This window comes from Streptomyces sp. BA2, assembly GCF_009769735.1.
Taxonomy (GTDB): domain Bacteria; phylum Actinomycetota; class Actinomycetes; order Streptomycetales; family Streptomycetaceae; genus Streptomyces.
The window spans coordinates 7,951,891-7,964,313 of record NZ_WSRO01000002.1 but is presented as its reverse complement, the minus strand read 5'-3'; the positions used below and the strand labels follow the sequence as shown (position 1 = coordinate 7,964,313).

The following is a 12,423-nucleotide window of genomic DNA, read 5'->3' as shown; positions in this document are numbered from 1 at the left end:
CCACGCACGCGTCGGCGCGTGATGTACTCCTACTGATCCCCCATTCAGTAGGAGTCCGCTCCATGCCCCTTCTCTCCCTCACCTGGACCGACCACATCACCGGCCACCGGGGTTTCCTGGTCATCGACCGTCTCGTACGCTGTGTCTGCAGCGGCGGTCTCCGGATGCGTCCCGGCTGCACCCTCGACGAGGTCGCGGGCCTTGCCCGAGGGATGACGATGAAGGAGGCCCTGCACTACGACCCCAGCGCCCGCTACATCCCGCTCGGCGGCGCCAAGGGCGGCATCGACTGCGACCCGCGCGCCCCGGAGGCGTACGACGTCCTGGTCCGCTACCTGAAGGCGATGCGCCCGTACATCGAGAGCTCCTGGACGACGGGCGAGGACCTGGGACTGACCCAGGACCTGGTCGACGAGGCGGCGGCGGAAGCAGGCTTGATCTCTTGCGTCCAGGCCGTCTACCCGCTCCTGGACGACGAGAAGACGGCCCGCGGGCGCCTGGCGGACGCGTTCGCCGTGGAGGTCGACGGGATCGGCCTGGACGAGCTGGTCGGCGGCCACGGAGTCGCCGAAGCGATTCTCTCGGCCCTCGACCGCGCGGGTCTTGCGCACGCGGGCGCGCGCGTGGCCGTGCAGGGCCTGGGCACGATGGGCGGTGCGACCGCCCGCTTCCTCACGCGCGCGGGTCTGACGACAGTGGCCGTCGCCGACATCAAGGGCACGATCGCCAACCCGGCGGGACTCGACGTGGAGGCACTGCTCGCCGCCCGCGACGCGCACGGCACGGTGGACCGCTCGGCCCTGCGCCCCGGCGACCGCGAGCTGCCGGGTGAGGCCTGGCTGTCCACGGAGGCGGAGATCCTGGTCCCCGCGGCGGTGTCGTACACGATCGACCAGGACAACCAGGTGCGCATCACGGCCCGTTGGATAGCGGAGGCGGCCAACATGCCGGTGCTGCCCGAGGCGGAGCGCCTCCTCGCGGAGCGCGGCGTCACCGTCCTGCCGGACGTCGTCGTCAATTCCGGTACCAACGCCTGGTGGTGGTGGACGCTCTTCGGCGACATCGGGCCCGACGCGGACGAGGCCTTCGCGCACACGCGCCGCTCGATGCGGGCCCTGGTCGACGTGGTGCTGCGGCGCGCGGAGGCCGACGGCACGACGCCGCGTGCGGCCGCCCACGCGCTGGTGGCCGACCGGCTGCCGGTGATCGGGGAGCGGTTCGGCTGGTACGCGAACGCATAGCGGGAGGTGGATAGGCTGCCCGGCGTGGCGAGAGTGCGGTTGAGCGTGGCGGAACGGCGGGCGGAGCTGCTTGCCGCCACCGTCGAACAGATCGAGGCGCGTGGCGTGGCGGCCGTGCGCATCGCGGACGTGGCCGCGGCCCTCGGGGTGAGCAACGCGCTGGTCCTGTACCACTTCTCCACCAAGGAGAAGCTGGTGGCAGCGGCCTTCACGCACGCCGCGGAGGGCGACCTTGCCCGTCTCCGCGCCATCCTGAGCCGCCGCACCACGGCCCTGCGCCGCCTGCGTGCCGCCGTCCGCTGGTACGCCCCCACCGGCCAGGCCAAGGGCTGGCGCCTGTGGATCGAGGGCTGGTCCGCCGCACTGCGCGAGCCCACCCTGCGCACGGTGACGCGCGACCTGGACCAGCAGTGGAAGGCCGCCCTCGCGGAGGTCATCGGGGAGGGTGTCTCGGCAGGCGAGTTCACCTGCGCCGACCCCCGGGCCACTGCCCTGCGCCTCACGGCCCTGCTTGACGGCCTTGCGGTGCAGATGACGACCTACGAGGACGCGCTGCCCGGCGTCCGCGCGCTGGCGTGGGTGGACGAGGCCCTGAGCCGTGAACTGGGCCTGGCCCCTGCCGGATCGCCGGCGGGCTGACCCCGCACGCGACGAAGCCGCCTGCCCGGTTCTCCCCCGAGGGCGGACGGCTCACGTCAGGCGTCCAGAGATCGAAGCCGGTGCAGGCGACGAGGTGCTCTGCCGGCTGAGCTACACCAGGTTTTCCGTGGGCCACCGCTCAGGAAGCGGACTCGATGTGCATCCTGACGGTGTACGGGTCCACGCTCCCCTTCGCCTCCACGTGATCCCCCGACGACTCGCCCCTGAGCCGCCGCCCGAACCACGGCACCAGGTACTCGCGCGCCCAGTTGATGTCGTCGCGCCGCACCTCGAGCGTGCCGCGGGGCGGCTCCGGGGGCCACGGCTGGTCCGGGTCCGCGGGGACCTCGAGGCCGAGGACCTGGGCCGCGCGGAGCGCCACGCGCGTGTGGCCCTCGGCGGAGAGGTGCAGGCGGTCGCCGTCCCACGCTCGGCGGTCCTGAATGGTCTTGAGGGACCACAGGTCGAGGACCGGACAGCCGTAACGGTCGGCGATCGCGCGGACATGGCCGTTGTACGTGGCGATCTTGCCGCGCAGGTGCTTGAGAACCGGCACCCCGCGCGTGTCGAACCCCGTGGTCACCATGACGGTGCCGACCGACGACGTGAGGTCGGCGACGGCTCGCTCGAAGCGCTCGGCGACCTCGTCCGGGTCGGTGCCGGGGCGGATGATGTCGTTGCCGCCCGCGCAGAACGTCAGGAAGTCGGGGCTCAGCTCCTTGGCCAGGGGCACCTGGTCCGCGACGATCTGGTCGAGCAGCTTGCCGCGCACGGCGAGATTGGCGTACTTGAAGGTGTGCTCCGGCATCCGGTCGTCGAGCAGCACGGCAAGGCGATCGGCCCAGCCGACGAACGTTCCGTCAGGACCGGGGTCCCCCACGCCTTCGGTGAAGCTGTCGCCGACCGCTGCGTAGGAGGTGAATGTGTCAGGGATGAAGGATGTCGACTCTGCTCTCACGTCGTCGTATCTTTCACCTCTCTAAGTGACCTACGCCACCGTAGGGAGGGGTTGACGGGGGGTGAGATAAGCCACCGGTCAAGTTTCTTCCAAGCCAGGAATACACGGCGGGTCCCGGCGCCGCTTACATACGGCGGAAGCGGAACACCGCGGCGTCCAGGTCTCCGCGAAGTCCCGTGCGCAGTCCGTGGTGCAGCAGCACCGCGCCCCGGTGGGCCTTTCCCGTCTCCTGGCACACGTACGACGCCGTGGGGTCGATCCCTCGCAGCCGCAACCGGGGCGGCTCCTCCCCATGGGCCTGCGCCCGCAGCCAGGCGAGGACCACGGTCTCGTCGCCGTGGACGTACTGCACCGCGCTCAGCGACTCCGAGGGCGGTCGCAGCCGGTAGAGGTCGCCGAGCTGCACTACGGGCCTGATCTCCTTGTAGAGACTCACCCAGTCGCCCGCTTCGGCGAGTTCCGCCGCGCTCCACTCCATGAGGTCGCCGCCGATGCCGAGCACGCCCGCCATCGCGCTCACGAAGCGGAAGCGCAACGTACTGACCCTGCCGTTGAGCTGAGTGTTCGGACTGTCCGTGACCCAGGCGGCCATGACCCGTGCCGGGTGCAGCTGGCTGAATCCGTCCTGGATGGCGAGCCGGTCGAGGGGGTCGGTGTTGTCGGAGGTCCACACCTGGTCGGTGCGCGCGAGGATCCCGAGGTCGATCCGGCCGCCACCGCCCGAGCAGGACTCGAAGGCGACGGAGGGGTGCGCGGCCCGCAAGCGGTCCAACAGCCCGTAGAGCGCGTGCACATGGGCGTTCCAGATCCTCTGCGGATAGTGTTCGCCCGGCCAGCCGGCGTCGCTGAAGCAGCGGTTGAAGTCCCACTTCACATAGTCGACGGGCGCGCTGGAGAGCAGCGCGTCCAGCTGCTCCCACAGATACTCCTGGACGTCGTCGCGGGCGACGTTGAGCACGAGCTGGTTGCGGAACTCCGTGCGCGTACGGCCGGGTTGGTGCTGCACCCAGTCGGGGTGCGCACGGTAGAGGTCGCTGTCCGGGTTCACCATCTCCGGTTCGACCCAGATCCCGAACCGCATGCCCAGAGCGTGCACGTCGTCGGCGAGCGGCTTGAGGCCGCCGGGAAAGCGGTCCGGGTTGGGCGTCCAGTCGCCGAGCCCGGCCCGGTCGCTGACACGCTGCCCGAACCACGCGTCGTCCACCACGAACAGTTCGACCCCCATCGCCGCGGCCCGCTCGGCGAGCACCCGCTGCTGGTCCTCGGAGATGTCGAACCCGGTGGCCTCCCAGGAGTTGTAGAGCACGGGCCGCGGCGCGGCGGCGTCCGGGATCACGTGCGCGCGTTGATAGGCGTGCCAGGCCCGGCTCGCCCCGCCGAAACCGCCGTCGCTCCACAGCCCGGCGAAGACCGGCGTCACGAGCTGCGCGCCGGGGGCGAGCAGCTCCTGTCCGGAGTCGTCGTGCCCCTGGCCCCCGGTGATCTGCACGGCGCCGTCCGGCAGCTGGCTCACCCCGATCCGCCAGGACCCCGACCAGGCAAGGGCGCAGCCGTAGACCTCGCCGCGCTCCTCGGTCGCCCCCTCCGCGTCGAGCGCGACCCAGGGCAGGTGCTGGTGCCCGGTGTGCCCGCGGCGGCTGCCGATGACCTTCTCGCCGTACGTGATCTCCGACCGCACGAGCCGTGCCTCGGCCGCCCAGCGCCCATGCAGCTGCGAGAGCCGCCAGCGCTCGCGCGCGGGCAGCGTCCAGGTGGCGGAGTCGGCGCGGAGCAGCTCCAGTTCCGGTGCGTCAGCGGGCCCCTCGTGGCGCAGGACGGCGTACCGCTCGATGACGTCCCCGCGTGGCCGGTAGACGAGCGTGATCCCCAACTGGTGTACGGTGTCGACGAATTGGAGCCGAAGTTCGTCGCGCTCGGTCACGGCCTCCGAGAACCGCCACTCGCTGCCGCGCACCCCGGCGCCCCGTACGGACAGCGCGGGACGCACGAAGCGGCGCCCGCCCTCGACGGGATACTCCTCGCGCCCGTCGAGCCGTGACTCGAAGGGCCACTCCGCGGGCAGCGGCTCCGCCGCGAGCGCCTCGGCGTCGGCGAGCGCGATGCGCGGCCCCCAGTGCAGGTGAAGGAGCTCGTCGCCGTCCGTGAGCCGCAACGCGTAACTGCTGGTGGGGCCCGAGAGCAGCCACGTACGGCCGTCTTCGCCGACCTCGATCATCGATCCCCCACAGCTCCGACCCGATGCGCGTACGTACATCATCAAGGGGGTTCACCTGTGAGGCAACGCTCATGCACCGGCAGTGATTGCCTCAGGAACCCATGTCGTATGGTCGAAGTCGCACCCCCACCGGCGAGTCGCGCCGGCGGCCGGAGGGGAGGAGCCCCCGTGACGCAGCAAGTCCCGTCGACAGAGCTGTCGGAGCCCGATCTCGCCGGAGTCCGCAACTTCCGTGACGTGAGCGGACTTCCGACCGTCGACGGCCGCAGGGTCCGGCAGGGCCGCCTCTTCCGCAGCGGTCACCTCGCGCACGCCACGGCGGCCGACGCCGCGTTCCTCTCCACCCTCGGTCTGCACACGATCTACGACTTCCGCAACGCGGCCGACCAGCGGCTCGAGGGCCCGGACGTCGAGCTGCCCGGCGTACGCAACGTGAACCTGCCGCTGACCGACCCGGCCCACGGCGCCGAGTTCTGGAAGATGGTCCGCGACGGCGACCTGGACCAGCTGCGCGCGGCCCTCTCCGATGGGCAGGCCGCCGGGCGCATGTCCGACACGTACCGCGAGATCATCAAGGACCGCACCGCCGAGCACAGCCGAATACTCCACGAGATGGCCGCGGACAGCGTCCCCGCGCTGATGCACTGCGCCGCGGGCAAGGACCGCGCGGGCCTCTCGATCGCCGTCACGCTCCTTGCCGTCGGTGTCGAGCGCGACGCCATCGAGGCGGACTACCTGGAGTCGAACGCCATCCACCGCCGCTACAAGGTCCGCCGCGGCGACAACTCCCCCAGCGCCATGCCCCCCGAGGTCATGCAGCTGCTCAGCCCGCTCTTCGAGGCCCGCGCCGAGTATCTGGCCGCCGCCTTCGAGACGATCGAGCAGACCTGGGGCGACACGGACACCTACCTCGCCGAGGGCCTCGAACTCGCCCCGGAGACCCGCGAGCGGCTCCGCGAGCACCTGCTGGACTGAGCGGGCCCGCGTACGGCTACTGGTTCTGCGCGCCCAGCGAGAACAGCAGGTAGATGAAGGCCGCGAAGAGATGGCCCACGGCGACGTAGACGATCAGCCGGATCCAGAGTCCGCGGGGGAACTTCTCCTCCAAGGACATGGCCTTCTTCGCAGGTGCGGGGTCGGGGTCGGGCTGCCGCGCTTCAGGTTCCGTCATCGCTGGTCTCCCGTGGTGGGGCTGTGCGAGGTCCCGCCGAGGCACAGCGCGGTGGCGGGACTCTGCAGCAGGGTGTGGACGAAGAGAAGATCGGCGCCGAGGTGGTCGGCGGCGGCGATCCGGTGCGGGGTCAGCGAGTCGAAGTGCGCGCTGTCCCCGGGTTCGAGCGTGTGCGTGGTGTCGCCGAGCCGCAGCCGAAGGCGCCCTTGAAGGACGTACAGCCACTCCTCGCCGGGATGGACGCGCACGATGTCGCCCTGCGCCCCGTGCGGCACGTGCACCCGCAGCGCCTGCATGCCGCGGGCCTGCGCGCCCGCCTGCCAGTAGGTCCAGCCGCCCGCCCGTGTCGGTTCCATGTCCGCGGCGCGGACGACCGCGTCCCGGTCCGCGGGCGTCTCGCCGAGCAGCTCGGAGACCGTCGTACCGTAGGTGCGGGCCAGCGCGAGCAGCATCGGCAGTGACGGCTGGCGCTGCCCGGTCTCCAGCCGGGAGAGATGGGCGGGCGAGAGCCCGGCGGTGCGGGCCGCTGCCTCCAGCGTCAGCGCGGCACGTCGCCGCAGCTCACGCAGTTGCGGGGCAACTGCGGGAAGGGCCTCCGGGTCGAGCGGCTCGGGCTCGGCTTTGCTCATACCTCGATTGAGCCAGGCTCTTGCCCCCGAGGCAACTTTCTTGCCTCAGAGGCAAAAGTCGGCCTGCACGCGTATCAGCGGTTCGCGACCGCCTGCTTGACCAGCGTCTTCCCGAAGTCCCACATCAGCCCGCCCCCGCTGTGCGCCTCGTCCATCACCGCGGTGAAGGCCTCCACGAAGCGGTCGACCTCCCGTTCCCCGACGGTCAGCGGCGGGATCAGCTTGATGACCTCCAGATGGTCGCCGGAGACCTGGGTGAGGATGCGGTGCTTCTGCAGCAGCGGCACGACGACCATCTGCGCGAAGAGCCCCTTGCGCGCCGCTTGCAGCATCGTCCAACGGCCGCGCAGCTTCAGCGACTTGGGCCTCCCGAACTCGATGCCGACCATAAGACCCCGGCCGCGCACCTCGCTCAGCAGCTCATAGCGGTCGACGAGGGCGCTGAGCCGCGACTTCAGGAGCTCCCCGGTCACGCGCGCGTTCTCGACGGTCTTCTCGTCCTCCATGACGGAAAGGACGGCGAGCCCGGCCGCCATGGCCTGTGCGTTGGACCCGAAGCTCGCCGAGTGCACGAGCACCCGGTCCATGGACGAGTAGACCTTCTTGAAGATCCAGTCCTTGCCGAGCGTCGCGCCCACCGGCACATAGCCGCCGGAGAGCGCCTTCGCGACACACACCAGGTCCGGCTCGACGCCTTCCTCGTGCTGGTAGGCGTAGAACTCGCCGGTCCTGCCGAGGCCCGTCTGCACCTCGTCGGCGATGAGCAGCGCCTTGTGCCGGTGCAGCAGCTCCTGGGCGGCGAGCAGATAGCCGGGCGGCGTCTCGTGCACGCCCTTGCCCTGGATGGGCTCCAGGATGAGCCCGGCCACGTCGCCCTTCGCCAACTCCTTGCGCAGGGCCGCCAGATCACCGAGCGGGACGGCGGTATCGGGGAGCAGCGGTGCGAACCCGTCCCGGAAGCCCGACTCGCCGTTCACCGAGAGGGACCCGGTCGTCAGGCCGTGGAAGGCGTGCGTGCAGTACAGCACCCTCGGCCTGCCCGTCGCGTACCGCGCGAACTTCAGCGCGGTCTCGACGGCCTCCGTGCCGCTGTTGCCGAAGAACACCCGGTCCAGGTGCGGACTGTGGGTGAGCAGCTTCTCGGCGAGCAGACCGGGCAGCGGCTGGCAGTCGAAGCGCGTCAGATCGGCGAGCGAGGCATCCAGGACGTCGTGCAGCGCCTTGCGTACGACGGGGTGGTGGCGGCCGAGGCCCATCACCCCGAAGCCCGCGAGCATGTCGAGGTAGTCGTTGCCTTCCGCGTCCCAGAAGTACGCGCCCTCGGCCCGTTCGTAGACCTTGTCGAAGCCGATGGTGTGCAGCATGCGCGGCAGCTGGTGGTTCAGGTGCCGCGCGTGCAGTTCGTAGCGCTCGGCGCCCCGCTCGGCGAGGAGTCTGCCGAGGTCGAACTCCTTGGTCATGCTCCGTGCTCCTTGGCTGCCAGTGTGGCGCTGATCCGCCCCGCGATCTCGACCGGGGTGAGCCCCAGGTCCGCGAGCACCTCGGCTCGCTTGGCGTGCGCGAGGAACTGCTCGGGGATGCCGAAACGCCTTACGGGTACGTCCACTTCGGCGTCGCCCAGCGCGAGTGCGATCGCGGCGCCGACCCCTGCCGCCCGGCTGTTGTCCTCCACGACCCCCACGACCCGGTGCCTCGCGGCCAGCGCGGGCAGCTCGGCGTCGACCGGCTTGACCCAGCGCGGGTCCACCACGGTGCAGGTGAGGCCCCGCTCCCGCAGCAGCTCGGCGGCCTGCAGGCAGACGGGCGCCATCACGCCGACCGCCACCAACAGGACCTCGGAGTCGGCGTCTTGGCTGTCCTGACTCAACACGTCCATGCCGCCGATCCGGTCCACGGCGGGAATCGCGGGCCCCACCGACTCCTTGGGGAAGCGAATGAGTGTCGGCGCGTCGTCCACGGCGACCGCCTCCCGCAGCTGCGCGCGCAGTTGGTCGGCGTCGCGCGGCGCCGCGATCCGCAGCCCCGGCACGACCTGGAGGATCGACATGTCCCACATGCCGTTGTGCGAGGCTCCGTCGACGCCCGTGACCCCGGCCCGGTCGAGGACGAAGGTGACACCGCACTCGTGCAGCGCGACATCCATCAGGAGCTGGTCGAAGGCTCGGTTGAGGAACGTGGCGTAGACGGCGACGACGGGGTGCAGGCCTCCGGTCGCGAGCCCGGCGGCCGACACCGCGGCGTGCTGTTCCGCGATCCCGACGTCCCACACCCGGTCGGGATAGGCCTGGGCGAACTTCGTCAGGCCGACCGGGCCCAGCATGGCCGCGGTGATCGCGACCACGTCCTCGCGCTCGGCCCCGATGCGTACGATCTCGTCGCCGAACACCGAGGTCCAGGAAGGCCCGTTGGAGGGTGCGAGCGGCTCGCAGGTCAGCGGGTCCATCACGCCGACCGTATGAAACCGGTCGGCGTCGTCCGCGAGCGCGGGCTCGTAGCCGCGCCCCTTCTCGGTGAGGCAGTGGATGAGGACGGGCCCGTGGAAGCGTTTCGCACGTCGCAGCGCCGACTCGACGGCCCCGGTGTCGTGCCCGTCGATCGGCCCGACGTACTTGAGGCCCAGGTCCTCGAACATGCCCTGCGGCGCGAAGGCGTCCTTGAACCCCTTCTTGGCGCCGTGCAGCGACTCGTACAGCGTGTGTCCGACGACGGGTGTGCGCTGGAGTATGTCCTTGCCCCAGGCCAGGACCCGTTCGTAGCTGTCGGTGGTGCGCAGCGTGGCGAGGTGGTTGGCGAGGCCGCCGATGGTGGGGGCGTACGAACGCTCGTTGTCGTTGACGACGATGATCAGCGGCCGGTCCTTCGCGGCCGCGATGTTGTTGAGCGCCTCCCACGCCATGCCGCCGGTGAGCGCGCCGTCCCCGATGACGGCGACGACATGGCCGCGCTCCCCCAGGACCTGACGCGCCTTGGCCAGGCCGTCGGCCCAGCCGAGCGCGGTCGAGGCGTGGCTGTTCTCGACGACGTCGTGCTCGGACTCCGCGCGCGAGGGATAGCCGGAGAGGCCGCCCTTGCCGCGCAGCTTGGAGAAGTCCTGCCGGCCGGTCAGGAGTTTGTGTACGTAGCTCTGGTGGCCGGTGTCCCACACGATGCGGTCGAGCGGCGACTCGAAGACCCGGTGGAGGGCGATGGAGAGTTCCACCACCCCCAGGTTGGGCCCGAGGTGACCTCCGGTCCTGGCGACCGCGTGCACCAGGAACTCCCGTACCTCCTCGGCCAGTTCGTCGAGCTCGGTCTCGGTCAGCGCCTTCAGGTCCCGCGGCCCCCGAATGGTTTCCAGAATGGTCATGCTCGGGCCCCCTCTCTGGTTGATCTCAGCTCACGGTGACGGCGGGCACCCCTGAGGTGACGCCCTCGCCCTCCATCTGTGCGGCGATCTTCATCGCCTCTTCGATGAGCGTCTCCACGATCTTCGACTCGGGGACGGTCTTGATGACCTCGCCCTTGACGAAGATCTGCCCCTTGCCGTTGCCGGACGCGACACCGAGATCCGCCTCACGGGCCTCCCCCGGCCCGTTCACGACACACCCCATGACCGCCACACGCAGCGGCACTTCCATGCCGTCCAGGCCCGCGGTCACCTCGTCGGCCAGCTTGTACACGTCCACCTGGGCGCGCCCGCACGACGGGCAGGAGACGATCTCCAGGCGGCGCTGCTTGAGGTTCAGGGACTCCAGGATCTGGATGCCGACCTTGACCTCCTCGGCGGGCGGCGCGGACAGCGAGACCCGGATGGTGTCGCCGATGCCCTCGGAGAGCAGCGCACCGAACGCCACCGCCGACTTGATCGTGCCCTGGAAGGCAGGACCGGCCTCGGTCACGCCGAGGTGCAGCGGGTAGTCGCAGGCCGCGGCAAGCTGGCGGTAGGCGTTGACCATGACCACCGGGTCGTTGTGCTTGACGGAAATCTTGATGTCCCGGAAGCCGTGCTCCTCGAAGAGCGACGCCTCCCACAGCGCCGACTCGACCAGCGCCTCCGGGGTGGCCTTCCCGTGCTTGACGAGCAGCCTCTTGTCGAGCGAGCCCGCGTTCACGCCGATCCGGATCGGCGTACCGGCGTCGTTCGCGGCCCGCGCGATCTCCTTCACCTTGTCGTCGAACTGCTTGATGTTGCCCGGGTTCACACGGACAGCAGCGCAACCCGCGTCGATCGCCGCGAAGACGTACTTCGGCTGGAAGTGGATGTCGGCGATCACCGGGATCTGCGACTTGCGCGCGATCGTGGCCAGCGCGTCCGCGTCATCCTGCGTGGGACACGCGACCCGCACGATCTGGCAGCCGGAAGCGGTGAGCTCGGCGATCTGCTGAAGCGTCGCCCCGATGTCGGACGTACGCGTCGTCGTCATCGACTGCACCGACACCGGCGCCCCACCCCCCACGGCCACCGGCCCGACCTCGATGCGCCGCGAGAGGCGGCGCTCCGCGATCGGCCGGACCGGCAGCTCAGGAAGGCCCAGTGCGACAGGCGTTCCAGGGGTCATGACGTCACCCCGCGCGGTTCGCGGAGACCGTTTCGCGGGCGGCGCGGATGGACTCCTTCAGGGAGCCCATGGTGGCGAGGACGGCGGTCGGCTCGTAGCCGCAGTGCGCCATGCAGTTGGCGCACCGCGGGTCCTTGCCGCGGCCGTACTTGCTCCAGTCGGTCTCCTCGATGAGCTCCTTGTACGTCGGGACGTACCCGTCGCTCATCAGGTAGCAGGGGCGCTGCCAGCCGAAGAGCGAGTAGTTGGGGATCGCCCAGGCGGTGCACGGGAAGTCCGCCTTGCCCTCCAGGAAGTCGAGGAACAGCGGCGAGTGATTCAGGCGCCAGCGCCGCCTGTTGCCGCCCGCGAAGGCCTTCTTGAAGAGTTCGCGGGTCTGCTCCACGCCCAGGAAGTGCTCCTGGTCCGGCGCCTTTTCGTAGGCGTAGGCGGGCGACAGCATCATCTCGTCGACTTCCAGCTCGTCGTTGAGGAAGTTGAGCACCTCGATGATGTTCTGCGGCGTGTCGTTGCTGAAGAAGGTGGAGTTGGTGGTCACCCGGAAGCCACGCTTCTTGGCTTCCTTGATGGCCTCCACGGCCTCGTCGAACACGCCCTCCTTCGCGACGGATTCGTCGTGCCGCTCCCGCATTCCGTCGATGTGCACGGCGAACGCGAAGTACGGGGAAGGCGTGAACTTCTCCAGCTTCTTGCGCAGCAGCATGGCGTTGGTGCAAAGGAAGACGTACTTCTTCTTCGCCACCAACTGCCGCACGATTTCGTCGATGTGAGGGTGCATCAGCGGTTCGCCACCGGCGATGGACACCATCGGCGCACCGGATTCGAGGACGGCGCCCACGGCCTGGGCCACCGGCATGCGCTGCTTGAGCACTCCGGCCGGGTGCTGGATCTTTCCGCATCCCTCGCACGCGAGGTTGCACGCGAAGAGCGGCTCCAACTCGACGATCAGCGGAAACTTGTCACGCTTGCGGAGCTTCTGTTCAAAGAGATACGTCGCGACCTTGATGGTCTGGCGCAGCGGCATGGCCATCT

11 protein-coding genes are annotated in these 12,423 nt (G+C 70.1%); 3 read left to right on the top strand and 8 right to left on the bottom strand.

Annotation, left to right across the window (positions count from 1 at the left end):
- Positions 1-62: 62 nt before the first annotated feature.
- Entirely contained in the window at positions 63-1,241 is a 1,179-nt protein-coding gene (locus E5671_RS38340) for a glutamate dehydrogenase (protein ID WP_160508757.1), read from the top strand.
- Between the two features lie 24 nt (positions 1,242-1,265).
- Positions 1,266-1,880, top strand: a complete 615-nt coding sequence (locus E5671_RS38335) for a TetR/AcrR family transcriptional regulator (RefSeq protein WP_336605970.1) — start codon at positions 1,266-1,268, stop codon at positions 1,878-1,880.
- 139 nt (positions 1,881-2,019) lie between these two features.
- Here E5671_RS38335 and E5671_RS38330 read toward each other — a convergent pair whose 3' ends face one another.
- Both E5671_RS38330 and E5671_RS38325 read right to left on the bottom strand, forming a co-directional pair.
- Entirely contained in the window at positions 2,020-2,838 is an 819-nt protein-coding gene (locus tag E5671_RS38330; protein ID WP_336605969.1) for an SGNH/GDSL hydrolase family protein, read from the bottom strand.
- 124 nt (positions 2,839-2,962) lie between these two features.
- On the bottom strand, positions 2,963-5,053 hold the full coding sequence (locus E5671_RS38325) for an alpha-galactosidase (RefSeq protein WP_160508755.1): 2,091 nt from the start codon (positions 5,051-5,053) through the stop codon (positions 2,963-2,965).
- A 168-nt stretch (positions 5,054-5,221) separates the two neighbouring features.
- On the opposite strand from E5671_RS38325, the gene E5671_RS38320 reads away from it, so the two are divergent.
- Complete coding sequence (locus tag E5671_RS38320) at positions 5,222-6,028, top strand: tyrosine-protein phosphatase (RefSeq protein ID WP_160508753.1); 807 nt, start codon at positions 5,222-5,224, stop codon at positions 6,026-6,028.
- 16 nt (positions 6,029-6,044) lie between these two features.
- On the opposite strand, the gene E5671_RS38315 is transcribed toward E5671_RS38320, so the two are convergent.
- From E5671_RS38315 to hpnH, 6 genes are all read right to left on the bottom strand, one after another.
- A complete protein-coding gene (locus E5671_RS38315) occupies positions 6,045-6,167 on the bottom strand; it encodes a DUF6126 family protein (RefSeq protein ID WP_160510678.1) in 123 nt (40 codons plus the stop codon).
- A 53-nt stretch (positions 6,168-6,220) separates the two neighbouring features.
- On the bottom strand, positions 6,221-6,853 hold the full coding sequence (locus tag E5671_RS38310) for a helix-turn-helix domain-containing protein (RefSeq protein ID WP_160508751.1): 633 nt from the start codon (positions 6,851-6,853) through the stop codon (positions 6,221-6,223).
- A gap of 74 nt (positions 6,854-6,927) precedes the next feature.
- Positions 6,928-8,313 (bottom strand): aspartate aminotransferase family protein, encoded by a 1,386-nt coding sequence (locus E5671_RS38305; RefSeq protein WP_160508749.1) that lies wholly within the window; start codon positions 8,311-8,313, stop codon positions 6,928-6,930.
- Complete coding sequence (gene dxs, locus E5671_RS38300; RefSeq protein ID WP_160508747.1) at positions 8,310-10,199, bottom strand: 1-deoxy-D-xylulose-5-phosphate synthase; 1,890 nt, start codon at positions 10,197-10,199, stop codon at positions 8,310-8,312. The genes E5671_RS38305 and dxs overlap by 4 nt, the downstream gene beginning before the upstream one ends.
- A gap of 25 nt (positions 10,200-10,224) precedes the next feature.
- Positions 10,225-11,391, bottom strand: a complete 1,167-nt coding sequence (ispG, locus tag E5671_RS38295) for a flavodoxin-dependent (E)-4-hydroxy-3-methylbut-2-enyl-diphosphate synthase (RefSeq protein ID WP_160508745.1) — start codon at positions 11,389-11,391, stop codon at positions 10,225-10,227.
- A gap of 4 nt (positions 11,392-11,395) precedes the next feature.
- On the bottom strand, positions 11,396-12,421 hold the full coding sequence (gene hpnH, locus E5671_RS38290) for an adenosyl-hopene transferase HpnH (protein WP_160508743.1): 1,026 nt from the start codon (positions 12,419-12,421) through the stop codon (positions 11,396-11,398).
- Positions 12,422-12,423 lie beyond the last annotated feature (2 nt).

What these genes read in the sequence shown, in the direction of transcription:
- E5671_RS38325 (WP_160508755.1), bottom strand. Translation starts at nt 5,053, where the DNA reads ATGATCGAGGTCGGCGAAGACGGCCGTACGTGGCTGCTCTCGGGCCCC.
- E5671_RS38305 (WP_160508749.1), bottom strand. Translation starts at nt 8,313, where the DNA reads ATGACCAAGGAGTTCGACCTCGGCAGACTCCTCGCCGAGCGGGGCGCC.
- hpnH (WP_160508743.1), bottom strand. Translation starts at nt 12,421, where the DNA reads ATGGCCATGCCGCTGCGCCAGACCATCAAGGTCGCGACGTATCTCTTT.
- ispG (WP_160508745.1), bottom strand. Translation starts at nt 11,391, where the DNA reads ATGACCCCTGGAACGCCTGTCGCACTGGGCCTTCCTGAGCTGCCGGTC.
- E5671_RS38310 (WP_160508751.1), bottom strand. Translation starts at nt 6,853, where the DNA reads ATGAGCAAAGCCGAGCCCGAGCCGCTCGACCCGGAGGCCCTTCCCGCA.
- E5671_RS38315 (WP_160510678.1), bottom strand. Translation starts at nt 6,167, where the DNA reads ATGTCCTTGGAGGAGAAGTTCCCCCGCGGACTCTGGATCCGGCTGATC.
- dxs (WP_160508747.1), bottom strand. Translation starts at nt 10,199, where the DNA reads ATGACCATTCTGGAAACCATTCGGGGGCCGCGGGACCTGAAGGCGCTG.
- E5671_RS38340 (WP_160508757.1), top strand. Translation starts at nt 63, where the DNA reads ATGCCCCTTCTCTCCCTCACCTGGACCGACCACATCACCGGCCACCGG.